Genomic DNA, 22,449 nt, shown 5'->3' with positions numbered 1-22,449 from the left:
CCATGATATGAGCGTGTGCTCACCCATACCGGCGTACATGACATCCTTCCTGTTAGGGGAACCATGGAAAGGGCGATGGGCATGGACAAGCCGGTCATCGTGACGGTGGATGACGATCCAGGCGTCTCGCGGGCGGTCGCCCGCGACCTCAGACGCCGATATGGGCAGGAATACCGGATCGTACGCGCGGAGACGGCCAGAGCCGGCATCGACGCGGTGAAGGAGATGCGGTTGCGGGGCGACGAGGTGGCGGCGATCCTGGCCGACTACCGCATGCCCCAGATGAACGGCGTGCAGTTCCTCGAGGCCGCCATGGACATGTATCCGTTCGCGCGCCGGGTGTTGCTGACCGCCTATGCCGACACCGACGCCGCGATCCAGGCGATCAACGTGGTGGACCTCGACCACTACCTGCTCAAGCCGTGGGATCCGCCGGAGGAGAAGTTCTACCCGGTGATCGACGGGCAGCTGGACGCCTGGTTGCGGACCGACCGGGTGGAGCGGGCCGAGTTGCGGGTGGTGGGCGACCGGTGGTCGGCGCCGTCCTACAAGGTGCGCGACTTCCTGTCCCGCAACCACGTGCCGTACCACTGGCTGCTGGCGGAGGACCCGGAGGGCGCGCAACTGGTGAAGGCGGCGGGCGAGAACTGCCACCTGCCGCTGGTGGTGACCGCCGACGGCGTCACGCTGGAGTCGCCCGACCAGGCGACGCTGGCCACGGCGGTGGGGCTGTCCACGACCCCGGCCACCGACTTCTACGACCTGATCGTGGTGGGCGGCGGGCCGGCCGGGCTGGGCGCGGCCGTCTACGGGGCCTCGGAGGGGCTGAACACCGTGCTCGTCGAGGCGTACTCGTCGGGCGGGCAGGCGGGCCAGAGCTCCCGGATCGAGAACTACCTGGGCTTCCCCGACGGCGTCTCCGGCCAGCAGCTCGCCGACCGGGCGCGCAGGCAGGCGCTGAAGTTCGGTGCGGAGCTGCTGACCGCGCGCAAGGTGGTCAGCCTGGAGCCGCGCGGGCAGGCGCGGGTGGTCGGGTTCAAGGACGGCGGGGAGATCGCGGCGCACGCGGTGATCCTGGCCACCGGGGTGACCTACCGGCGGCTGGAGGCGCCCGGGCTGGACGAGTTCGTCGGCCGGGGCGTCTTCTACGGCGCGGCCCTGACCGAGGCGCCCGCCTGCCGGGACACCGAGGTGTTCATCGTGGGCGCGGCCAACTCGGCGGGCCAGGCGGCGGTCTACCTGTCGGGATTCGCGAGCAAGGTCCACTTGTTGGTGAGGAGTGATGGTTTGGAGAAGTCCATGTCTCACTACCTCATCGAGCAGATCGCCGCGATCCCCAACATCGAGGTGCACGTCCAGACGCAGGTCGTGGGCGGCGCGGGCGACACCCATCTGGAGCGGCTGACGCTGTCCACGAAGGGCGAGGAGCGCACGGTCGACGCGCAGTGGCTGTTCGTGTTCATCGGAGCGGAGCCGTACACCTCGTGGCTGGGCGAGACGATCGAGCGGGACGCGCGCGGGTTCGTGCTGACCGGGCCCGACCTGGTGCAGGGCGGGCGGCGGCCGCGCAACTGGCCGCTGCGGCGCGAGCCGTACTTCCTGGAGACGAACGTTCCCGGGGTGCTGGCGGCGGGCGACGTACGCGCTGAATCGATCAAGAGGGTGGCCTCCGCCGTCGGCGAGGGCGCGATGGCCGTCGCGCTCGTGCACCGTTACTTGGAGAAGCAATGACCGACCAGATGACGATCGACATCGACGAGCTGCGCAAGTTGTTCCTGTTCGAGCGGCTCACGGACGAGCAGCTCACCAAGCTGGCCGGCAGCGGACGGGTGCAGACGTACGGCCAGGACGAGAACATCGTGTGCCAGGGCGAGCCGGCCGAGTGCTTCGCCGTGCTGATCGAGGGCGAGGTGCAGATGATCAGCGAGACGGTCAGCGCCGGCACCGTCGCCATGCCCCGCACCTCGCAGCCCGGCGTCTACGGCGGCGCCACCTCGGCCTACCTGGGCGACCGGGCGCCGGAGACCTACCAGCACACGCTGCGCGCCACCGCCCCGTCGCGGATGTTCATGCTGCCGGCCAAGAAGTTCGCCTACATCGTGGCCGAGTGGTTCCCGATGGCGATGCACCTGCTCGACGGGCTGCTGTCAGGCGGGCGGATGCAGCGGGAGATCATCGACCGGCGCCAGCGGCTGACCGCGCTCGGCACGATCACGGCCGGGCTCACGCATGAGCTGAACAACCCGGCCGCGGCGGCCGTGCGGGCGGTGAGCGAGCTGCGCTCGCTGATCAAGACCTCCCGCATCCAGCTCGCCCAGCTCGCCGAGGACGGCATCCCGCCGGAGAAGCTGCGCGCGCTGATCGAGGCGCAGGAGGCGTGCACGAGCAACCTGGGCAACCAGGAGCAGCGCTCGCCGCTGGAGATCTCCGACGCCGAGGACGAGCTCGGCGAGGCGCTGGAGGAGCTCGGCGTCGAGGACGCGTGGGAGCTGGCCCCCGCGCTGGTCAACGCCAGCTTCAACAACGCCTACCTGCAGAAGATCCGCAGCAAGGTGGGCGAGGAGCACACCCCGGCGGCGCTGCACTGGCTGGCCGAGGCCATCGAGATCTCGCAGATGCTCAACGAGGTGACCGAGGCGACCGAGCGCATCACCACGCTGATCCGCTCGGCCAAGCAATATTCACAGATGGATCGCGCGCCGTTCCAGCAGGTGGACGTGCACGAGCTGCTCGACAGCACGGTCGCGATCTTCCGCGGCAAGGTGCCGCCGGGCATCACCGTGGTCACCGACTACGACCGCACGCTGCCGGACATCCCCTGCTACGCGGGCGAGCTCAACCAGGTGTGGACGAACCTGATCCACAACGCGCTCGACGCGATGGGGCAGGAGGGCACGCTGACCATCCGCACCGCGCACGACGAGGACGAGGCCATCATCGAGATCGGTGACACCGGCCCCGGCGTGGCGGAGGCGATCAAGGACCGGATCTTCGAGCCGTTCTTCACCACGAAGAGCGTGGGCGAGGGCACGGGCCTCGGGCTCGACATCTCCTACCGGATCGTGGCCGGCCGGCACGGGGGCGAGATCAAGGTCCGCTCGGTGCCCGGCGAGACCTGGTTCGAGGTACGCCTGCCGCTCCGCGAACCCGTGGCCACCGCTTGAAAACAGGCGGAAAATCCTTTCCCCGGCGCCGGCTCCCACTTGTCAGATCGCTTACTGACCGCATGTAATGGGTGACCGAAATGCGGGAGGGAGGCGAGCCGGTGAGTGCGCTGCCGGACGTCCCGCCCGGTTTCGTGCTGCCGCGCGACCCCGGAGCGGCCGTTCCCTGAACACCGGTGGAAGGATTCTCGTGTTGATCACCGACTGGGCCCGGCGGGCCCTGCCGGCCATGCTCGACGACCTCAGGGCCGTGGTGGAGCTGGAGACCCACAGCTACGACAAGGCCATGCTGGTCAAGGGGCTGCGGGCGATCCGGGGCAGGGCGGTCGGGCACCTCGGGACGCCGGACGACGAGATCCTGCACGAGGGCGGGCAGCACGGCGACGTCCTGGAGCTGACCTACCGGGGCACCGCGCCCGGCACGGTGCTCCTGCTCAGCCACTACGACACCGTCTGGCCGACGGGGACGCTGCTGGGCTGGCCGTTCGCGGTGGTCGAGGGCAAGGCGACGGGGCCGGGCGTGTTCGACATGAAGGCGGGGCTCGTGCAGTCGATCTGGGCGCTGCGCGGGCTGCGGGAGCTGGGGCTGCCGCATCCGAGCGTGCGGTTCCTGTTCAACGGGGACGAGGAGCTCGGCAGCCCGGCCTCGCGCGAGCACATCGAGGCGGCCAGCGAGGACGCGCTGGCGACGCTGGTGTTCGAGGCGTCCATGGACGGCGCGCTGAAGACCGCGCGCAAGGGCGTGGGGCTGTTCAACGTGAGCGTGACCGGGGTGGAGGCGCACGCGGGGCTGGATCCGTACGCGGGGGCGAGCGCGATCCATGCCCTGGCCGAGATCGTCACCACGCTGGCCGGGGTGGGCTCGCGCGAGCGCGGCACGACCGTGAACGTCGGCCTGATCAGCGGCGGCACGGGGCGCAACGTCGCGGCCGGGCGGGCGGCGTGCGGCATCGACGTGCGCGTGACCGACGCGGCGGAGATGGGGCGGATCGACGACGTGTTCGCCGGGCTGCGGGCCTCGGACCCGCGCGTGACGGTCTCCGCGAGCGGCGAGTGGAACCGGCCGCCCATGACCCCGAACCCCGCCTCGCAGCGGCTGTTCAAGGAGGCGCAGGAGGTGGCGGCCGGGTTCGGGTGGCTGGTGAACGAGGCCGCGGTCGGGGGTGCCAGCGACGGGAACTTCGTGTCGGCGCTCGGGCGGCCGGTGCTGGACGGGATGGGGGCCGTGGGGGACGGGGCCCATGCGCGGCACGAGCACGTGCTGGTGGAGCACATCCCGGAGCGTACGGCCCTGACGATCGGCCTCATCGCCGCGCTGGCCTGACCCGTACCGCTCCGGTGCGGGCCCGCCTCGATGAGAGCGCTCTCACCCTCAGCCGAAGACGCGGTCCCGGGTCAGGTCGAGGGCCGTCAGCACGGCGCCCTGGAGCACCGCGTTGCCCTCCACCGTGCTGGCGCGCACCTCGGTGGGCGCCGGTGACAGCTCCCGCAGCCGCGCGGCCACCTCGGCGGCCAGCTCGTCGCCGCCCGCGCGCCCGCTCTCGCCGCCGAGCACCACGAGCCCGGGATCCAGGAGCGTGACGAAGGCGAAGGCCCCCTTGGCCACGCGGGCGGCGAACTCGGTGAGGCCGAGCCCGCGCACGTCCGAGACCAGGTTGCAGAACGCGGTGCCGTCCACCTCCAGGAAACCGATCTCCCCGGCGCCGCCCGAGGCCCCGCGCCGCACCCGCCCGCCGAGCACGACCGCCGCCCCGACCCCGTCGTCCACCCACAGCAGCACGAAGTCCTCGCTGCCCCGCGCCGTACCGGTACGCAGCTCGGCGATCGCCGCCAGGTTGACCTCGTTCTCGAGGATCACCGGCATGCCGAGCCGCTCGCGCCAGGAGGCCACCAGCCCGGCCCGCCACCCGGGCACGTCGTTGGACGACACGAGCTCGCCGTCACGCGGGGCCACCAGCCCGGGCGCGCCGATCACCACCGTGTCGAGCACCCGCTCCCCTGCGGCCTCGGCCAGCACGCCTTCGACCAGATCCACGAGATCGCCGCCGACCGCCCTGGTGGCCGACCCGACGACCCGGCCTGAGATGTCGGCGACCGTGACGTTGACCGTCTCGCGCCGCAGGTCCACCCCCGCCACATGAGCCCGGTCCGCCACCACCCCGTACAGGCGCGCGTTCGGCCCCCTCCGGTCCTCCCCGGACTCGCCCGTGACCTCGACGAACCCGCCCTCCATGAGCCGCTCGATCAGGTCGGACACGGTCGGCCTGGACAGCCCGGTCAGCGTGCGGAGCTGGGGCGCGGTCAGCGGCCCGCGCTCCAGCAGCAGGTCGAGGGCCAGCCGGTCGTTGATCGCACGGGCCATGGCGGGGGTCGCGGTCTTCATCCACCAATAATAAGCAGGGAGCCTTCCTGAAAGCTCTTTTCATCAGGGAGCCTTCCTGATAGTTTCGGGGCATGAGCCATCATCGCGCCATAGCGGCTGTCTTCGCCGTGCACGGGGCCGTGGCGGGCAGCCTGTCCACGCGCATCCCGTGGATCCAGGACCATCTGGCCCTCGACCCCCGCCTCCTCGGACTCGCGCTGCTGTGCCCCCCGATCGGCGCCTTCATCGGCATGCCGACGGCCGGCCGGTTGGCCTACCGCTTCGGCGGCCGGGCGGCCACCCGCGTGCTGATCGCGCTGTGGTGCGCCGGGCTGGCCCTGCCCGCGCTCTCGCCGTCGCCGATCTGGTTGTTCGCCGCGTTCCTGCTGTTCGGCGCGGCCGCCGGCATGTCCGACATCACGATGAACGCCCACGCCGTCGTCCTCGAACGCCGCCTCGGCCGCTCGATCATGTCCGGCCTACACGGCATGTGGGCGGTCGGCAGCCTGGCGGCGGGCGGCATCGGGACCGTGGCCGCGCAGGCGGGCGTGGACGCCAGGCTGCACCTCGCGACCGTCTCGGCCGTGCTGCTCGTCCTGGGCGGGCTGGCCGGGCGCCACCTGTACTCCGACGACTCACCCGCCGACGAGCCCGCGCCCCGGCGCTTCGCCCTGCCCTCGCGGGCGATCCTGCCGCTCGGGGTGGTCGGGTTCTGTGCCACGTTCGCCGAGGGCGCCAGCGCCAACTGGTCGGCCGTCTACATCACGGAGGTCACCGACGCCGGCCCCGGCATGGCCGCGGCCGGCTACACCATCTTCATGTTCTGCATGGCGGGCACCCGCCTGCTCGGGGACCGGGTCATCCGGCTGCTCGGTCCGGTCAGGGCCGTCCGGACGGGCGGGGCCGTCGCGGTGCTCGGGGGTGTCGTCGTGGTGACGGCCCGCACACCCGTACCGGCCATCGCCGGGTTCGCCCTGGTCGGGCTGGGGGTCGCGGTGATCGTGCCGCTGGTGTTCGCGGCGGCGGGCAACGCCGGGGCCACCCCGGGCGAGGGGGTGACGGGGGTGGCGACGATCACGTACCTGTCGGGGATGATCGCCCCGGCCGTCACGGGATGGGTGGCCGGCGGGCTGTCCTATCCGGCCGCGTTCGCGCTGATCACCGGCGTGGTGGTGGTGCTGACGCTGCTCGCCCAGGTCCTGCGGCCCTCGGGCGGCGGGGGCGGTGTGCCCCAGCCGTCGGTGCTCGCCCGGGAGGGCGTGGCGAGGACGCAGGAGTGAGACCGGCGCGCGGCGCTGCCGGGGGCGCTGCCGATGGCGCCACCGGGAGCGCGACCGGGAGCGCGCCTCGCGGCTCGCCGACCAGGGGCTGCGCAATTGGTGGCGCGGATCGCCGAACCGACGGCTTGTCCGGAACGTCGTCTTTTACGTGATCAGTGCGGATATGTTGCTGGCGGGCCGGTATCGCTTGCTGTCGCGGCTCGGCAGTGGCGGGCACGGCGAGGTCTGGCGCGCCCAGGACACGCTGCTCGAGCGGGTCGTGGCGGTGAAGACGGTACGCGCGGCGCTGGCCGACAACCCCGAGTTCACGGCCCGGTTCCATGCCGAGGCCCGCTCGATGGCCACCATCGACCATCCCGGCGTGGTGGGCGTGTTCGACTTCGGGATCGCCGAGATGCCGGGTGGGCGGACACCGTACCTGGTCATGCAGTACCTCGACGGCGAGCCGCTGCACCTGCTGCTGTCCCGCCGGGGGCGGGTCGCCGCGGGCCCGACGATGGAGCTGGTCGCGCAGGCCGCCGCGGCGCTCCAGGCCTCGCACGAGGCCGGCGTCGTGCACCGGGACGTCAAACCGGGCAACCTGATGATCCGGCCCGACGGGACGGTGGCGCTGACCGACTTCGGCATCGCCAGGACGGCCGAGGGCCTCCAGCTGACGGCCACGGGCATCGTGCTCGGCACCGCCACCTACTGCGCGCCCGAACAGGCCGAGGGCTCCGCGCCCACCCCCGCGATGGACGTGTACGCGCTGGGCGTGGTCGCGTACGAGTGCCTGGCGGGGCGGGTGCCGTTCGAGGGCGAGAACGCGGTCGCGATCGCGCTCAAGCACCTGCACGAAGAGCCGCCTCCGCTGCCTGACGACGTCCCGGCCGGGGTCCGGGAGGTCGTCAAGCGCGCCATGGCCAAGGATCCGGCAGCTCGCTGGCCGAGCGCCTCCGCCTTGGCGGCGGCTGCCCGTGCCCTCGCGGACGGCGTTGACGCGCCGATGGCGGGCCTCTCCGGTGCCGACGGCCCACCCCAGCACCCCACACCCACCAGCGCACGTCAGCACCCCACACCCACCAGCGCACATCAGCACTCCATGCCCACCGGCGCGTCTCCAGACTCCCCGTCCGCGGATCCACCTGGCGACTCCGCGTCCGCCGACTCATCTGGCGGCTCGGTGTCCGCCTCCCGGACCACCGCCGAGGCCTCCGGCGAAGGCTCTCGCCGGGAGCAGACCACCGGCGTGCGAGGCGCACGTCGTACCCGACGGGGTGTGCTGATGGCAGGAGGCGGGCTCGCCGCCGCAGCGGCAGCGATCGCGGCGGCCGTGGCCTGGACCCTGCTCCAGCCCAGCCCACCGCCCACCACGGCGGCCCAGTCACGCGCCGGCGAAACCCTCCCGTCCACCGCGCCGGAGCCCGTACCGAATCCCAAGACGGACGCCAAGGACGGCGAGCCTCGCGACACCCCCACGACCCCTGACACGTCCCAGGATCCGGACGCATCCGCGAACCCCGACCCCTCCGCCGACCCCTCCACCGACCCCGACCCGTCCGCGAACCACCAAGGCCCGAAGACCGGCCTGCTCGTCGGCGGCATCGTTCACGTCGGCAAGCCCTCACCCGGCAGTGCAGCCACCGACGGCTACCAGCCCGGCATGGTCGAGGTCTTCACCGACAAGGGCCGGCGGGTGGCGGGCAAGCGCTCGGAGCAGAGCGGGTTCCGCTTCTCGTTACCTCAAGGCGGCTACCGCCTCCAGACCGCCGTGGGCGATGAGACGTGCTCGACGACGGCCCAGGTCAAGCTGGGCAAGACCACGCGGGCAGACCTGAAGTGCACCATTTCCCCGCCCCCCGCGTCCGAACCGGCCTTCCAGAGCGCGAGCATCAAGGACAAGAGCGGTGACGCCAAGGGCGGGCCGAACGCGGGGAAGCCACCCCTGTACGCCGACCTCCTGGCCGCCGTGGTGCGGGGCGGCAAGGAGGGCGCGACCGCCGAGTTCACCACCGCCGGCACCGTCCCCACGACCGCCCCCTCGGAAGTACGCAGCCGCAGCGCCTGGACCGTCTCCGTCGAGCAGGACGGCAAGACCGCCACCCTGTCGCTCACCGGCGCGAAGGACACGTGGACCCTCCGCTGGGCGGCGAAGGACAACAAGACCGACCAGGTGTCGGCGGCGGCCAAGCCCACGATCTCCGGGGCACGGATCTCCGTCGCCCTCGGCCACCGCGCCCCACTGAAAACGGCCCCGATCGACTTCGCCAAGCCGTACCGGATCGTCGGCGCCGGCTCCAACGTGATCCACGCGCTCCACGGCTGGACGGACGCCGCCCCCTGACGCCGGCCTCCCATGGAGACGGTGTGACCGGGCGAGTCCAGAACCACGAACCCGGTTGCCCGCAGGCATGCTGTGGTCAAGCATCATGGACCCGATGAAGAGCCCCGCCCGTGATGAAGGTGGGCTGCTGGCCAGGATGGAGCAGAACCTGGCCGAGCATGCCTGTCACCTGCACCGACGTATGGAGGGCGCGACCGTCGCGGAGACCGACGATCTCCTGGTTGCCGACAGCGGTCTCGCCGACGACACGTTCAACATCGTTGCCGCGGCCCGCTTCACCCCCGACACCGCCCAGGCACGGATCACCGAGACGATCCGGACGCTGGCCGCCACCGGCCGCCCCTTCTCCTGGTGGGTGGGCCCTGCCTCCCTCCCGGAGGATCTGACCGCCCGCCTGTCGGCGGCCGGCCTGCCGGCCGGCGAACAAGAGACGGCCATGTGGGCCGACCTGGAGGGCCCCCTGCCCCAGCCGTTCGTGGACGGACTGGACATCCGCCCGGTGACCACACCTGAACAGCTCTCCGACTACGCCACGGTCGTCGCCGCGAACTGGGACCCACCCGCCGCGGCGGTGCGCCGCTTCTTCGACCGGGCCGTCTCCCAAGCGCTGGCCGCCGACTGCCCGGCCCTCTATCTGGTCGGCTATGCGGAGGGCCGTCCGGTGTGCTCGGCCGAAGTCTTCCTCCACGCACACGTGGCCGGGATCTACAACATCTGCACCCTGGCCACCCACCGCCGACGCGGCTACGGAGGCGCCATGACACTCGCCGCCCTCCACACCGCCCGCCGTGAGCACCACCGCATCGCGGTCCTCCAGGCGTCCCCGAACGGCGAACCCGTCTACCGACGCCTGGGCTTCCACTCCTGCGGCCAGTTCACCGAGCACCACATCACGCCCTGAACCCCGACGTTCTCCCTGCCCGCTGAGCAAGAGGCTCCAGGACCACCGATGTCTCCGCATATCAGAGCACTGCCAAGGGCATCCGGTCCAACATGATCACATCGTGACCATCAGTGCGGCCACCCGCAGCGCCACCCCGAGAGCGTGTGAGCGCGATCCCGACCCGCCACCACCAAGCGCGTCAAGATCTAAAGGCAGGGACAGACACGACTTCGATGGCCACCGACTATGCGGCGGTGAACACATCGATGATGACCAGCCCTTTTTCCATTGCTATTTTTCCGGCAAGCGCTTCTTGAAGATCTGGCACATCGTGAAGATTCATGGGATCGTACGGCGCAATGGAGAGCTGCGCACCAGTCCATCTAGTTGATTTCATCAATACCCGCACTGGCCTGCTTTCGGCCTCGACAACCCACTCTTGTGCCTGTAAGTTCGCAACAGCCTTCGCCACCGCGCCCCGTGAGTCCGCCGCGCCAACGTCGATCACCAAGAAGTTTGTGATCTCGACCTGCCCGTTGGCGTCGCTCCGCATTTCGCTTTCGCCACTCAGTGTTCCGATTGCGCGGACTTCACTGAGTACGACGGGATCAACCTGGAGATCTCCTTTCAGCCAGCCGCATCCAACGACGAATGCGGCCATACAAATGAGAGCGCTTACCATTCTGAGCGAGCGCCCTCGCTCCACGCCGCATCTTGCAAGGTCCACCAGCGAAGCAACCTTCCACTTTTCGCATCGGCAGCCGACGTTCGAGCCTACTCCTCAACTGGCAGCTCAAACGTGCTGCTTGCTGGCGGGGTCTGGCCCGCAACGGAGCGGATGTGCGGCAGGCCGTAGCGGGCCCTCGGCGCCGGCATCACCTCATCCGGCACCGGCAGGTCGATGTTCCTGAGGTCCACCAGTCCTGCCCCGGCGTCGCCCCGTTTGGCCGCGAGGTCGCGGACCTGGTCAGCCACAGCCGCGCGGTCCGATCCAGCGGTCCGTACGACGGTGCCGTCACTTCTTCGCCGCGGCCGGGGGGCCGGCGTGCAGCGAGCAGGAACACGCGGTCCATCCGTCCGGCACTGGGCCGAGGTCGTCGTCGCGGCCGGCCTGGATGCGCGGTCCCTGGGCCATCGGGCGGCCGTCGTCCGACCGGAACTGGCCGCCTTTGGAACCCCAGCGCTGCGGCCAGCCCTCCGGTGAGTCCTCCCAGAGCTCCTGCCGCCCGTAGGCGGTCCGGTCCAGCAGTCCGTACGAGGGTGCCATCGCTTCGTTGCCGCGACCGGAGGTCCAGTAGGTCTCGTAGACCTGGTCGCCGACTCGGAGATAGCACGCCAGGATGCCGAAGTACCGGCCTGCGATCAGCCGTTCCACGGAGTCCTGCGGCACCGAGTACCAGGGAACGGTGTAGCCCATGAAGTCGCGGTACCGCGAGCTCTCCTCGTACGGCCCCTCGGAGAGGACCGCGTAGCTCACGTCGCGTGAGTGCAGGTAGGCCAGCTCGTTGATGTGGGAGGTGTTGAAGGTGCAGCCCTCGCACTGCTCCGCGGCGGGCCGGCCGGTGTGCCACATGTGGAAGTAGGCGATCAGCTGGGACCGGCCGTCGAAGATGTCGATCAACGGGACCGACCCGTCCGCACCGATCAACGGAGTCCGCGGATCGACTTCGGCCATCGGCAGGCGGCGCCGGGCGGCGGCTATCGCATCGCCCTCGCGGGTGTGCGCCTTTTCCCGGATCCGAAGCCGGTCCAGTTCGGCCTGGAACGCGGCCCGATCGGCGACCAGGGGTCTGGCCGTGTCGCCGATGGCTGAAACGTTGGGGTCGGTGGGCTGGTGGGTCATGTGAAATCCTTTCTCGTAAATGCCTGTCCCCGTCATCTAATTTGCTGCTGCACAACGATCGAAAGGCTACTTTCCGTGTGGGGAGGTGGCTCTTGACCTCGGTGGGCGTTGCCGGTCGGCGCGGTTTCCGCACGATGCGACCGCACGTCTCTGCGTCCGTACGGTTCCGTCGATGTCCGGTGCGATTACCGGGTCCACCGATCAGCGCCACGACGCTCATCAATGCCGGCTCTCACGTTAACCGTCGATAATCGTGCTTTCCACGCTGTGCGGTCTGGGATGTTTCGGAGTCAATATCTGCGCCTGCCAATACTGATTTACGAATGGAGGCGATACAAGGGCGAACGAAGGACATCAACCGGACAGATGGTCAGTTCGGGTTCGCGTGCGGGAGTTCTCGTTGGACCTGCCCAGGAACACGTACGTGCCCGAGCTGGAAGGACGGCACCGAATGAGTCTGACCACCGCGCCCCCGTCCCGGGATCGTTTTGGCACGGTGCGGACGGGTACGCACGTCATGTTGTTGCAGCTCATCGCGGGGGTGTGAGCGGTGTTGACGGTGGTTCGGTGTTCGCCGCGGTCGCGGAGCGGGCCCGGGGGTGGCCCGTGCCGGCGACTTCGCTGAGCGCCCCGGGACGTCCGGCATGAGAGCGGCTGCCCAGGGCATCGTGTGGATCGGCGTGTTCCTGGGAGTCTGCGTGGCACCCCTGGCGTTCGCGCTGATGGGGGTGAACCGCCCGGGGCAGGGCTTCTGGACCGACTTCTCCGTTGCCCTCGGGTTCGTCGGCCTGGCCTTGATCGGGATCGAGTTCGCCCTCGTCGCGCGGGTCCGGGCCATTGCGGAGCCGTTCGGCACGGATGCGGTGATCCAGTTTCACCGGGAGATCGGTTACGTCGGTCTGGCGTTCATCGTGGTGCACATGGCGCTGTCAGGTCCTGGCGTGTTCGCCGCCTTCTCCCCCACCGAGTTGCCGTGGAGGGCGCGGTTCGCCGTGCTGTCGGTGCTGGCGCTGCTGATACTCATGGTGACCTCGGTCTGGCGACGACGCCTGCGACTGTCGTACGAGGTGTGGCAGGCACTGCACGCGGTGATGGCGACGGTCGCGGTCGTCGCGGCGCTGATTCACGTGCTGCTGGTCAACTACTACATCGACAGCCTGTGGAAGCAGGTGTTGTGGGCGATCATGTCGGCGGCGTTCGTGGGGTTGCTCCTGTGGATTCGGGTGCTGCGGCCGCTGTGGTTGTGGCGCCGCCCGTGGGCGGTCGAACAGGTGATCCCCGAGCGTGGCCGCATCACGGTTCTCGTGCTGCGCCCGAACGGGCACGACGGGTTGCGTTTCCAGCCCGGCCAGTTCGCCTGGATCACGGTCGGCCGGTCGCCGTTCTCGGTCACCTCGCACCCGTTCTCGTTCTCCTCCAGCGCGGAGAGCGCCGAGATGGGTGGCACGGTCGCCGTGGCCGTCAAGGCGCTCGGAGACTTCACCTCCGGCGTCAGCGCGGTGCAGCCGGGCACCACCGTCTACGTCGACGGCCCGCACGGGGTGTTCTCCATCGACCAGTACGAGGGCGCGGGGTTCTGCCTGATCGCCGGCGGGGTCGGCATCGTCCCCGCGCTGAGCATGCTGCGAACCCTCGCCGACCGGGACGATGTGCGGCCGGTCGTGCTGTTCTCCGCCCACCGCGACTGGGACAGCGTCCCCTTCCGCGAGGAGATCGGCGAACTCACCGGCCGGCTGAACCTGCGGGTCGTCCACGTGCTCGAACAACCGCCGCCCGACTGGACGGGGGAAACCGGCCACATCACCGCCGACACGCTACGCCGGCACCTGCCGTCCGCCAATCCGCGCTTCCAGTACTTCATCTGCGGCCCGAACCCGATGCTCGACGCCATGGAGGCCGCCATCCCGCAGCTCGGCGTACCCATCGACCGTATCCACACCGAGCGCTTCGCCTGGGTCTGAGCTGTCTCTTCCGGAGGTACCGTGCGCCACGCCTACATGACCCGGATGACGGTCGCCGTCGCCCTGCTCCTGGTCCTCGCGTGCCTGGCCTTCGCCGCCATCCAGAACTGACCGGCATCCGCGTCGAACGAGCCAAGGAGTACGCCAATGGGAGAACCGCGGGACCTGCAGATCGAGATCCTGGACCGTCCGGCCATCGAGGACCTGATCGGGAAGGTCGAGAACGTCGCCGACCAGCCCGGCGCGGCCGAGCGGGTGAGCCAGTGGCGTGCCGAACACGGCACCGAGCGTGCCACGCCGATGGCCCGCTCGTTCGTCGTCGTCGGTTCGACCCTGATGTTCCTGCATCCGTGTCCGGACGGCGTCGTCCTGCCGTTCGCGGCGTACCCCGACGGGACGGTGAAGGTCTACACCGACCCCGAGCATGCCGGGCTGAGCTTCTACCGGGACGGCACCATGTGACGGGGGTGAATCTGGATGTCTGATCCGGATCCACCCCACGCGCGAAGCGCCCCCACGCGAAGGCCCATTCAGGGCGGGGTCCCGCCGGCTCAGCCGGTAACAAGGATTGGGGCGGGCACCGAAGCGAGCGGCGGGTTGCGGGGGTGGCTGTGGTACGCTCCCAAGCGAGCGCTTGGTTTACCGTTGAGGGGCCGCCGCATGAAGTTCTCGACCTTCCACCTCTTCCACCGTTTCGACGGCCAGAGCTTCAAGGACGTCTACGACTACCACCTGGAGCTCATGGAGCTGGCCGAGGAGCTGGGGTTCGACGGGGTACGGCTGGCCGAGCACCACTTCCGCGACTACGGCGTCGTACCGAACCTGTTCACCATGCTCGCCCACGCCGCCGCCCGCACCTCCCGCCTGCGCCTCGGCACCGGCATCGTGGTGCTGCCGCTGCACAACCCCGTCCACGTGGCCGAGGAGGCCGCCCAGGTCGACGTGCTGTCCGGGGGGCGGCTGGATCTGGGTATCGGGCGGGGGTACCAGAGCTTCGAGTTCGAGGGGTTCGGGATCGACCTGGCGGAGGCCCGGGACCGGTTCAACGAGGCGCTGGAGGTGATCGTCGGGCTCTGGACGCAGGAGGCGTACCAGCACGAGGGGAAGTTCTACAAGACCGGCGCCGAGGTCTCGCTGGTGCCCAGGCCGCTGCAGGCCCCGCACCCGCCGCTGCACGTGGCGGCCGTCTCGCCGGAGACCGTGACCATGTACGCCGAGCGCGGCCTGCCCATCCTGGCCGACCCGGCGGCCACGTTCCGCAAGGTCGTCAAGGCGGCCGAGACCTGGCGGGAGACGGCCGCGCAGGCCGGGCACCCGGCGGGGGCCGACCTGGTGGTGGCCCGCAGCGTGTACGTCGCCCCCACCCTGGAGCAGGCCCGCGCGGACCAGGCGAGGTTCGAGGCGTCGTTCGACCGCTCGCGCATCTTCAACGAGCGCAGCGCCCCCATCGACCCCAAGACCGGCCGGACCGCCCAGGGCTTCGAGTACTACCAGGACCGTTATCTCAAGGGCGGCACGGTCTCCCCCGACTTCCGGTGGGAGCAGCTCGAGGTGATCGGGGACCCGGCGCGCGTGATCGAGCAGATCTCGCTGCTCAGGGACGCCGGGTTCGGCAACCTCCTGTGCGACTTCGGCAGCACCCGGCCGATGCCGCTGGAGGACATGAAGCGGGTCATGCGCTTCTTCGCGACCGAAGTCATGCCGGCCTTCAGGGCCTGAGGGAGACCGAAGATGATCCACAGCCTGTCCCTGTCAGACGTCCTCGCCGACCACGCCCGCAGCCGCACGCAGGTGACGGCGGTGGTGGACGGTGACGTCCGGCTCGCCTACCCGGAACTGGACGTCCGCGTCACCCGGCTGGCGGCGGCGCTGGACGGGTTGGGCGTCGCGGCCGGCGACCGGGTGTTGTGGCTGGGGCAGAACTCGCACGCGGTGCTGGAGCTGCTGCTGGCCTGCTCCCGGCTGGGCGCCGTCCTGTGCCCGGCCAACTGGCGGCAGTCCGAGGACGAGCTGCGCTTCGTGCTCGACGACCTGGCCCCGGCGGCCGTCGTCGGGGAGCCGTCGGAGGCCACCACGGCCCTGAGCGCCTCGGCCCGGCAGCCGTGGGTACGCGCGGGCGACGAGTATCAGGAGCTGGTGGCGGGCGCCGACCTCAGGGAGTTCCCCCAGGTCAGCGATGCCGAGCCGGTCCTGGCGCTCTACACCGCCGCGTTCGGCGGCCGGCCGAACGCCGCCCTGCTCAGCAGCGCCGCGCTCGTGGCGCACGCGACCTCCCTCCTCGTCGTACGCCAGATGGAGCCCGGCTTCACCTTCCTCAACAACGGCCCGCTCTTCCACGTCGGGACCATGATGTTCTGCCTGGCCACCCTGCAGATCGGCGGCACGAACGTCTTCACCCCCGCCTTCGACCCCGAGGAGACGTGCCGGCTCATCGACGCCGAACGGGTGACGCAGGCGTTCCTGTTCGGGCCGATGATCGACGCGGTGACGAAGGCGAACGCGGGCGGCAAGTACGACCTGTCGTCGCTGCGGTTCGTCGCCCACTCGGCGGAGTGGGACGACATGATCACCGTGGACGACTCCCCCTGGTGCCGCTCCAAGATGGGCGGGTACGGGCAGACCGAGGTGGGCGGCATGCTGACCTTCCTCGGGCTGGCGGAGGGCGGGGCCGGGTTCGCGGGGCGGCCGTCGCCGCTGGCGCAGGTACGGCTGCTGGCCCCGGACGGCAGCGAGGTCCCGGCGGGCGAGGTCGGGGAGATCTGCGCCCGCGGCAAGACCCTCTTCTCCGGATATTTCGCCCGGCCCGACTTAAATGCCGAAAAGTCGGCGTACGGCTGGCACCACACCGGCGACCTCGGCCGCCGCGAACCCGACGGCACCATCACCTTCATCGGCCCCAAGCTTCGCATGATCAAGTCCGGCGCCGAGAACGTCTACCCCGCCGAGGTCGAACGCGCGCTCAAGACCCACCCCGCGGTGGCCGACGCCGCCGTCATCGGCGTCCCCGACCCCGACTGGCACCAGGCGGTCAAGGCCGTCGTGGCGCTGAAGCCCGCGGCCGAGGCGTCGGCGGACGAGCTGGTCGAGCACGTCAGAACGCTGCTGGCGTCGTACAAGAAGCCGCGGCACGTCACGTTCGTGGACACGATCCCCAAGCGCGGCTTCACCCCCGACTACGACGCCCTCGACGAGACCCACGGCGGCGGCAACTACCCGGGCGCCTGACCGCGCCGATCCACGGCCCGACCCGCGGCCCGATCCGCGGCCCGACCCGCGGCCCGATCCAGCGGCAGCCCCGCCTCCAGGTGGAGCAGGGCGCGGTCGAGCTCGGCGGGCGCGTCCATGCCCGGATCCTGCACCCAGTCGACCCACACCCCCATGATCAGCCCCACGATCGCCCCCGTGACGTTGCGGATCTCCGGGTCGTCCGGCGCGCGCCCCTCGCGCGCCGCGAGCCGCTCGTTGAGGCTCCTGACCACGCCGGTGATGTTCTCCAGGCTCGCCGCCCACAGCTCGGGCACGGTGAGCATGAGCCGCTCGCGCTCCAGGCTGTCGGCGCGCTCCTCCGGCGTCTGCGCCTCGATCACGGCACGCATGGCCATCCGTACGGCCGGCACGGGCCCCACCTCGGGCGGCACCTCCTGGAGCGCCTCGACGAAGGGCGGGAACTGGTCGACCATCACCAGTTCCTCCTTCGTCGCGAAATAGCGGAAGACGGTGCTGGGCGCCACCTCCGCCGCCTCCGCGATCTGCTCGACCGTCGTGGCCGAATAGCCCTGCTCGCGGAACAGCCGCAGCGCCTCCTTCTGGATCGACGCCCTCGTCTTGGCCTTCTTCCGCTCGCGCAGGCCCGGTCGGTCGCTCATGACTCCGCATTCTCCGGGGTACGGCGGTCCGCGTCCACTCACGAGAGATCACCATGTTTCGCTATACAACTCTCAATTGGGAGTCTACTCTCAGATTTATGCGACTTCCCATGGAACGCGATCCGCGATGCCCCTTCGACCCGCCCGCCGAGCTGCGCGGCCTGCCGCCGATGAGCCGGTTGGAGTTCCCCGACGGCCACCTGGGCTGGCTGGCCACCACGAGCGCGGCGGGCCGGGCCGTGCTGAGCGATCCCAGGTTCAGCGCGCGGCGGGAGCTTAAGCACGCCGCCCTGCGGTTCACCACGGCCGGCGAGACCGGGCAACCCGCGCCGCCAGGGTTCTTCGGCGCCATGGACCCGCCCGAGCACACGCGCTACCGCCGCCTGCTCACCGGCCAGTTCACGCTGCGCAGGATGCGCGTGCTGGAGCCGCGCATCGAGCGCATCGCCGCCGAACACCTGGACGCCATGGCCGCAGCGGGGCCGCCGGTGGACCTCGTGAGCGCCTACGCGCTGCCGATCCCGTCGGTGGTCATCTGCGAGCTGCTCGGCGTGCCGTACGAGGATCACGAGTTCTTCCAGGACCGCAGCCTCCAGATCGTCGGGGCGGACGGCGACGTCGCCAAGGCGATGGCCGACCTGGCCGGCTACCTGGGCGAGCTGGTACGGCGCAAGCGGTCCACGCCGGGCGACGACCTGATCAGCGGCCTCACCGGCGAGCTCACCGACGAGGAGCTGGTCAACGCCGCGATGATCCTGCTCGTCGCGGGCCACGAGACCACCGCCAACATGCTGGCCCTCGGCGTGTTCGCGCTGCTGGAGGCGGGACGCGCGTACGAGGAGGGCGTGGTCGAGGAGCTGCTGCGCTGGTTGTCGATCGTGCACCTCGGCGCGCCCAGCAGGGCCGCGACGGAGGACGTGGAGGTGGCGGGCACGCTGGTCAGGAAGGGTGAGACCGTCGCGCTCTCCCTGCCGCTGATCAACCGGGACCCGGACGTGTTCGACGACCCGGAGGCGCTCGACCCCGGCCGCCAGGAGGCCCGCAGGCACCTGGCGTTCGGCCACGGCGTGCACCAGTGCCTGGGGCAGCAGCTCGCCAGGATCGAGCTGCACATCGGCTATCGGGCGCTGTTCGAGCGCTTCCCCGGCCTGCGGCTGGCCGTCCCCGCCACGGAGGTGCCGCTGAAGCACGACGCCGCCGTGTACGGGGTCGCCCGCCTCCCGGTCACCTGGCCTGCGATCACAGGATCGCCAGCGGGGTGAGCGGGCTGCCGGTGCCGCCCTCGATCCGCAGCGGCGCCGCGACGAACACGAACTCCGTGCGTCCTGACGCCGCCAGCTCCTCCAGCCAGAGCATCTCGATCAGGTGGATGCCGTGCCGGTGCAGCAGCACGAGGTGCAGGTCGTCCTCCAGCGGCTCGTCGGCCAGCCCCTTCGCGTTGAGCCCGCCGATGGCGGCGTTGTCCGAGGCCACCACGGCCACGTCCCGCGCCGCCAGCCAGCGGCCCGCCTCGGCGGACAGCCCGGGCTGGCCCGACCAGTACTCCTCGCGCGAGCGCTCCCACACCACCGGCCACCCCGTACGGATCACCGCCACGTCCCCGGGACGCGGCGTGGCCAGCTCCTCCAGCAGCCCGGCCGGGACGCGGTAGCCGGCCGGCAGGTGGTCCACGCCGAGCCGCCGGGGCACGTCGTACAGCACCCCCCTGGCCACCACCCCGCCCACGTGCTCGATGCCGCAGCGGGTGGCGCCGTACGAGCGGACCCGGGCGGCCGGATGGCCGTTGTACAGCTCGTCGCCCGACCACATGTGGCACAGGGCGTCCATGTGCGTCGTGGTGCCGTGGTGGGTGACGACGAGGGCGTCGTCGGCCACCCGCAGGCCCGCGCCGATCGGCCGGGCGCCCGCCGCGTAGTCGCCGCCGTCCACGGACATGAAGTGCTGCGGCAGCGGGCGGCCCGGCAGGTGCGGCACCGTGCCGGGGGCGGGTGAGGACGTGGCGCCCCTGATCGGCATGGCCAGGCTCAGCACCTCGCCGGTGGTGGCGCTGCGCAGGGCGTCGAGGACCACGGCCGGGGTGAGGAGGTTGAGGGTGCCACGCTGATCGTCTGGGCCGAATCGTCCCCAGTTGTTAGGCTCGTGAACCAAGTAAGCGCTCCCTTTCTCTCCGGAGGTCCGATGCACTGCGATCCGCGGTTCTCTCGTGTGCGCGAGGTGTTCGAGCGGCATTTCGCCGACGGCGAGGAGCTGGGCGCCGCGTTCGCCGTCTACCTGGACGGCGAGCCGGTGGTCGACCTGTGGGACGGGATCGCCGACCGGCACACCGGGCGGCCCTGGGCGGCGGACACGCCGGCCTTCGCCTACTCCTGCACCAAGGCGATCACCGCCGCCGTGCTCCTGCAGCTCGCCGAGCGGGGGCTGGTGGACGTGCGCGCGCCGGTCGCGGACGTGTGGCCGGAGTTCGCGGCCGGCGGCAAGGAGACGGTCACCGTCGAGCACCTCCTCACCCACCAGTGCGGGCTGCCCGTGGTGGCGGAGCCGGTGCCGGTGGAGGAGTTCGAGGACCAGCCGGCGATCGCGGCGCGGCTGGCCGGGCAGGCGCCCCTCTGGGAGCCGGGGTCGGCGCACGGCTATCACGCGCTGACGTACGGGTTCCTGGTGGGCGAGGTGATCAGGCGGGTGACCGGCAAGTCGGTGGGCGACCTGGTGGCCGCCGAGATCGCCGGGCCGCTGGAGCTGGAGCTGTGGGTGGGAGCGCCCGACTCCGTGATCGCCCGTACGGCGCGGCTCAAGGCCGGCGAGCGCCCCGGGCCCGGCGTCACCGAGACCCCCGCCGGTGGGCGGCCGCCGGAGGTGCTGGCCGAGATGGCGCGCGCGGCGCTCGACCCGCAAAGCCTGATGAACCGGGCGCTCGGCAACCCCGGCATGCACCTGCTCAAGGGCGGCGCGAACAACCCCGTGGTCCTGCGCGCGGGCTGGCCGGCGGCCGGCGTCGTCACCACCGCCAGAGGGCTGGCCGGGTTCTACCGCGCGCTGGTCGGCGGCGAGCTGCTGCGCCCCGAGACGCTCCAGGACGCCATGCGCCCCCGCGTGCACGGCCCCGACCGGGTCCTCCTCCTGGACACCTCGTTCGGGCTCGGCTTCATGCGGCCGTCGCTGACCTTCCCGATGCCGTCGCCCACCGCGTTCGGCCACTCGGGCATGGGCGGCTCCCTCGGCCTGGGCGACCCGGGGCGCGGCCTGGCGATCGGTTACGTCATGAACAAGATGGCCGACGCCATCTCCGGCAACCTGCGCGGCCTGCGCCTGGTGCAGGCGGTCTACGACTCGTTGTGAGGTCATGGGCGCTCAGTGCATGGTCACGCCGCCGCTCACCGACAGGATCTGCCCGGTGATGTAGGCGGCGCGATCGGTGCACAGGTAGGCGACCAGCCCGGCCACGTCGGCGGGCGTGCCGAGGCGGCGCAGCGGGATGCCACGGGCGATCTTGTCGACCAGCCCCGGCTCGGCCGCGGACACCCGGCGGAGCATGGGGGTGTCGGTGGGGCCGGGGCAGACCACGTTCGAGGTGACGTGCGCCCTGGCGGCCTCGCGGGCGAGCGTCTTGGCCAGGCCGAACAGCCCGGCCTTGGTCGCCGCGTACGCACCCTCGCCGCCCGAGCCGGCCCTGGCCCCGTCGGAGGAGACGAACACCAGCCGCCCCCACCTCCTGGCCAGCATGCCCGGCAGCAGCAGCTTGGTCAGGAGCATCGGCCCGCGCAGGTTGACCTGCCACATGAGGTCCCAGCCCGCCGGGTCGCTCTCGGTGAACGGCTCCACGATCGACACCCCGGCGTTGTGCACCAGGACGTCCACCTCGCCCACCGCGCCCCCGAACCCCTCCACCGCCGGCGGCGAGGCCAGGTCCACGGCCATCGCCCGCGCGCCGGGCAGGCCGGCCGCCACCTTCTCGGCGTTCGGCAGGTCCACGTCGGCGATCACCACTTGCGCGCCGAGCGAGGCCAGGTCGGCGGCGATGGCCGCGCCGATCGCGCCCGCTCCCCCGGTCACCACCGCCACGCGCCCGTCCAGGCGCAGCCCGTCCATCACTGCCACGCCTCGACCAGGTCCGCCGTGGTGGTACGGGTGGCGAGCAGGCTGATCGTGTGCTTCAGCACGCCCCGCGCGTAGTCCTCCGGGATGCCCGCGACCGCGTCCGTGACCACCGTCACCCGGTAGCCCAGGTTGACCGCCTCCAGCGCCAGGCCCGGGATGCCCAGATTGAGCGAGACGCCGAGCGCGACCACGGCCGAGACGCCCAGCGAGCGCAGCGTCATGTCCAGGGAGGTGCCGGTGAACGGGGAGAAGCCGTGATGGCGCCGGCTCTCCAGGTCGCCGCCGTCCCGCAGTTCGGGCAGGACCTCGACGGCCGGCGTGCCCTCCAGCATGTGGTCCGGGTCCTTGAGCAGGGAGACGATGAACGGGCTGTTGGCCGCGTGCGAGCCGGCCCGGTCGGGGCGGAAGGCGGCCGTGCAGTGGATCACCGGCAGCCCGGCCTGCCGGGCCGCCTGGAGCAGGCGGGCCGCGTTGGCGATCACGTCGTGGCGGGCACACGCCTCCACCAATTCCGGAAATTTCGTACGATCGCCGACTACGCCCCGCTGCATCTCCATGACCAGCACCGCCACGCGCCCCACCGGCGACCTCCACAGCTATTTAGCCGAGCGCTTGCTTGGGAAGCATAACACCGACACTCAGCGTCAACTCGCATTAACGCGGGGCGAAATA

At 71.0% G+C, this 22,449-nt stretch carries 20 protein-coding genes; 12 read left to right on the top strand and 8 right to left on the bottom strand.

Going from position 1 to position 22,449, the window contains the following annotated elements; translation table 11 throughout:
- Window positions 1-75: 75 nt before the first annotated feature.
- The 3 genes from ACBJ59_RS42330 (at window position 76) to ACBJ59_RS42320 (ending at window position 4,488) form a co-directional block, all read left to right on the top strand.
- Window positions 76-1,731 carry an FAD-dependent oxidoreductase gene (locus tag ACBJ59_RS42330; RefSeq protein ID WP_375115746.1) on the top strand — a complete coding sequence of 552 codons (1,656 nt, stop codon included), beginning with the start codon at window positions 76-78 and terminating at the stop codon, window positions 1,729-1,731.
- Window positions 1,728-3,164 (top strand): ATP-binding protein, encoded by a 1,437-nt coding sequence (locus ACBJ59_RS42325; RefSeq protein WP_375115745.1) that lies wholly within the window; start codon window positions 1,728-1,730, stop codon window positions 3,162-3,164. Before ACBJ59_RS42330 ends, ACBJ59_RS42325 begins: the two co-directional genes overlap by 4 nt.
- A 190-nt stretch (window positions 3,165-3,354) precedes the next feature.
- Window positions 3,355-4,488: a M20 family metallopeptidase gene (locus ACBJ59_RS42320; protein ID WP_375115744.1), complete on the top strand. Its 1,134-nt coding sequence runs from the start codon at window positions 3,355-3,357 to the stop codon at window positions 4,486-4,488.
- Between the two features lie 48 nt (window positions 4,489-4,536).
- Here the strand turns inward: ACBJ59_RS42320 and ACBJ59_RS42315 are convergent, their stop codons facing one another.
- Window positions 4,537-5,547 (bottom strand): ROK family transcriptional regulator, encoded by a 1,011-nt coding sequence (locus tag ACBJ59_RS42315; RefSeq protein WP_375115743.1) that lies wholly within the window; start codon window positions 5,545-5,547, stop codon window positions 4,537-4,539.
- 71 nt (window positions 5,548-5,618) lie between these two features.
- Between ACBJ59_RS42315 and ACBJ59_RS42310 the strand changes: the two genes are divergently transcribed.
- From ACBJ59_RS42310 to ACBJ59_RS42300, 3 genes are all read left to right on the top strand, one after another.
- On the top strand, window positions 5,619-6,806 hold the full coding sequence (locus ACBJ59_RS42310; protein WP_375115742.1) for an MFS transporter: 1,188 nt from the start codon (window positions 5,619-5,621) through the stop codon (window positions 6,804-6,806).
- A gap of 148 nt (window positions 6,807-6,954) precedes the next feature.
- Complete coding sequence (locus tag ACBJ59_RS42305) at window positions 6,955-9,129, top strand: protein kinase (protein ID WP_375115741.1); 2,175 nt, start codon at window positions 6,955-6,957, stop codon at window positions 9,127-9,129.
- Window positions 9,130-9,223: 94 nt separating this feature from the next.
- Complete coding sequence (locus tag ACBJ59_RS42300) at window positions 9,224-10,030, top strand: GNAT family N-acetyltransferase (protein ID WP_375115740.1); 807 nt, start codon at window positions 9,224-9,226, stop codon at window positions 10,028-10,030.
- 226 nt (window positions 10,031-10,256) lie between these two features.
- Here the strand turns inward: ACBJ59_RS42300 and ACBJ59_RS42295 are convergent, their stop codons facing one another.
- The 3 genes from ACBJ59_RS42295 to ACBJ59_RS42285 form a co-directional block, all read right to left on the bottom strand.
- The gene (locus tag ACBJ59_RS42295; RefSeq protein ID WP_375115739.1) at window positions 10,257-10,673 is read right to left on the bottom strand and encodes a hypothetical protein; all 417 of its coding nucleotides are present in this window, start codon (window positions 10,671-10,673) and stop codon (window positions 10,257-10,259) included.
- A 113-nt stretch (window positions 10,674-10,786) separates the two neighbouring features.
- Complete coding sequence (locus ACBJ59_RS42290) at window positions 10,787-10,987, bottom strand: hypothetical protein (protein ID WP_375115738.1); 201 nt, start codon at window positions 10,985-10,987, stop codon at window positions 10,787-10,789.
- A gap of 40 nt (window positions 10,988-11,027) precedes the next feature.
- Window positions 11,028-11,855 carry a DUF899 family protein gene (locus ACBJ59_RS42285; RefSeq protein WP_375115737.1) on the bottom strand — a complete coding sequence of 276 codons (828 nt, stop codon included), beginning with the start codon at window positions 11,853-11,855 and terminating at the stop codon, window positions 11,028-11,030.
- Window positions 11,856-12,499: 644 nt separating this feature from the next.
- Between ACBJ59_RS42285 and ACBJ59_RS42280 the strand changes: the two genes are divergently transcribed.
- The 4 genes from ACBJ59_RS42280 (at window position 12,500) to ACBJ59_RS42265 (ending at window position 17,041) form a co-directional block, all read left to right on the top strand.
- Window positions 12,500-13,816 (top strand): ferric reductase-like transmembrane domain-containing protein, encoded by a 1,317-nt coding sequence (locus tag ACBJ59_RS42280; protein ID WP_375115736.1) that lies wholly within the window; start codon window positions 12,500-12,502, stop codon window positions 13,814-13,816.
- Window positions 13,817-13,963: 147 nt separating this feature from the next.
- Window positions 13,964-14,278 (top strand): hypothetical protein, encoded by a 315-nt coding sequence (locus ACBJ59_RS42275; protein WP_375115735.1) that lies wholly within the window; start codon window positions 13,964-13,966, stop codon window positions 14,276-14,278.
- Between the two features lie 198 nt (window positions 14,279-14,476).
- Window positions 14,477-15,535 carry an LLM class flavin-dependent oxidoreductase gene (locus tag ACBJ59_RS42270; protein ID WP_375115734.1) on the top strand — a complete coding sequence of 353 codons (1,059 nt, stop codon included), beginning with the start codon at window positions 14,477-14,479 and terminating at the stop codon, window positions 15,533-15,535.
- 12 nt (window positions 15,536-15,547) lie between these two features.
- Complete coding sequence (locus tag ACBJ59_RS42265; protein ID WP_375115733.1) at window positions 15,548-17,041, top strand: AMP-binding protein; 1,494 nt, start codon at window positions 15,548-15,550, stop codon at window positions 17,039-17,041.
- On the opposite strand, the gene ACBJ59_RS42260 is transcribed toward ACBJ59_RS42265, so the two are convergent.
- Window positions 17,026-17,682 (bottom strand): TetR/AcrR family transcriptional regulator, encoded by a 657-nt coding sequence (locus tag ACBJ59_RS42260; protein WP_375115732.1) that lies wholly within the window; start codon window positions 17,680-17,682, stop codon window positions 17,026-17,028. The two genes, ACBJ59_RS42265 and ACBJ59_RS42260, sit on opposite strands and share 16 nt — an antisense overlap.
- 98 nt (window positions 17,683-17,780) lie before the next feature.
- Between ACBJ59_RS42260 and ACBJ59_RS42255 the strand changes: the two genes are divergently transcribed.
- Window positions 17,781-18,944: a cytochrome P450 gene (locus ACBJ59_RS42255; protein ID WP_375115731.1), complete on the top strand. Its 1,164-nt coding sequence runs from the start codon at window positions 17,781-17,783 to the stop codon at window positions 18,942-18,944.
- On the opposite strand, the gene ACBJ59_RS42250 is transcribed toward ACBJ59_RS42255, so the two are convergent.
- Window positions 18,922-19,830, bottom strand: coding sequence for a cyclase family protein (locus tag ACBJ59_RS42250; RefSeq protein ID WP_364132776.1), 909 nt, complete (start codon window positions 19,828-19,830; stop codon window positions 18,922-18,924). The genes ACBJ59_RS42255 and ACBJ59_RS42250 overlap by 23 nt on opposite strands.
- 30 nt (window positions 19,831-19,860) lie before the next feature.
- Here ACBJ59_RS42250 and ACBJ59_RS42245 point away from each other — a divergent pair, with 30 nt between their 5' ends.
- Window positions 19,861-21,018 (top strand): serine hydrolase domain-containing protein, encoded by a 1,158-nt coding sequence (locus ACBJ59_RS42245; protein ID WP_375115730.1) that lies wholly within the window; start codon window positions 19,861-19,863, stop codon window positions 21,016-21,018.
- A gap of 12 nt (window positions 21,019-21,030) precedes the next feature.
- On the opposite strand, the gene ACBJ59_RS42240 is transcribed toward ACBJ59_RS42245, so the two are convergent.
- Entirely contained in the window at window positions 21,031-21,768 is a 738-nt protein-coding gene (locus ACBJ59_RS42240) for an SDR family NAD(P)-dependent oxidoreductase (protein WP_375115941.1), read from the bottom strand.
- Window positions 21,768-22,358 carry an isochorismatase family cysteine hydrolase gene (locus ACBJ59_RS42235; protein ID WP_375115729.1) on the bottom strand — a complete coding sequence of 197 codons (591 nt, stop codon included), beginning with the start codon at window positions 22,356-22,358 and terminating at the stop codon, window positions 21,768-21,770. Before ACBJ59_RS42235 ends, ACBJ59_RS42240 begins: the two co-directional genes overlap by 1 nt.
- Window positions 22,359-22,449: the final 91 nt, after the last annotated feature.

The sequence above is a fragment of the Nonomuraea sp. MTCD27 genome, assembly GCF_041950495.1.
Classification (GTDB): Bacteria; Actinomycetota; Actinomycetes; order Streptosporangiales; family Streptosporangiaceae; genus Nonomuraea.
Note: the sequence above shows the minus strand (reverse complement) of the source record. Positions and strands in the feature narration are given on the sequence as shown.

Bases quoted from the DNA above. Each gene is read 5' to 3' on its own strand.
- ACBJ59_RS42330 (WP_375115746.1), top strand. From the start codon at position 76: ATGGGCATGGACAAGCCGGTCATCGTGACGGTGGATGACGATCCAGGC.
- ACBJ59_RS42325 (WP_375115745.1), top strand. From the start codon at position 1,728: ATGACCGACCAGATGACGATCGACATCGACGAGCTGCGCAAGTTGTTC.
- ACBJ59_RS42315 (WP_375115743.1), bottom strand. From the start codon at position 5,547: ATGAAGACCGCGACCCCCGCCATGGCCCGTGCGATCAACGACCGGCTG.
- ACBJ59_RS42310 (WP_375115742.1), top strand. From the start codon at position 5,619: ATGAGCCATCATCGCGCCATAGCGGCTGTCTTCGCCGTGCACGGGGCC.
- ACBJ59_RS42300 (WP_375115740.1), top strand. From the start codon at position 9,224: ATGAAGAGCCCCGCCCGTGATGAAGGTGGGCTGCTGGCCAGGATGGAG.
- ACBJ59_RS42295 (WP_375115739.1), bottom strand. From the start codon at position 10,673: ATGGCCGCATTCGTCGTTGGATGCGGCTGGCTGAAAGGAGATCTCCAG.
- ACBJ59_RS42285 (WP_375115737.1), bottom strand. From the start codon at position 11,855: ATGACCCACCAGCCCACCGACCCCAACGTTTCAGCCATCGGCGACACG.
- ACBJ59_RS42280 (WP_375115736.1), top strand. From the start codon at position 12,500: ATGAGAGCGGCTGCCCAGGGCATCGTGTGGATCGGCGTGTTCCTGGGA.
- ACBJ59_RS42275 (WP_375115735.1), top strand. From the start codon at position 13,964: ATGGGAGAACCGCGGGACCTGCAGATCGAGATCCTGGACCGTCCGGCC.
- ACBJ59_RS42270 (WP_375115734.1), top strand. From the start codon at position 14,477: ATGAAGTTCTCGACCTTCCACCTCTTCCACCGTTTCGACGGCCAGAGC.
- ACBJ59_RS42265 (WP_375115733.1), top strand. From the start codon at position 15,548: ATGATCCACAGCCTGTCCCTGTCAGACGTCCTCGCCGACCACGCCCGC.
- ACBJ59_RS42260 (WP_375115732.1), bottom strand. From the start codon at position 17,682: ATGAGCGACCGACCGGGCCTGCGCGAGCGGAAGAAGGCCAAGACGAGG.
- ACBJ59_RS42255 (WP_375115731.1), top strand. From the start codon at position 17,781: ATGCGACTTCCCATGGAACGCGATCCGCGATGCCCCTTCGACCCGCCC.
- ACBJ59_RS42245 (WP_375115730.1), top strand. From the start codon at position 19,861: ATGCACTGCGATCCGCGGTTCTCTCGTGTGCGCGAGGTGTTCGAGCGG.
- ACBJ59_RS42240 (WP_375115941.1), bottom strand. From the start codon at position 21,768: ATGGACGGGCTGCGCCTGGACGGGCGCGTGGCGGTGGTGACCGGGGGA.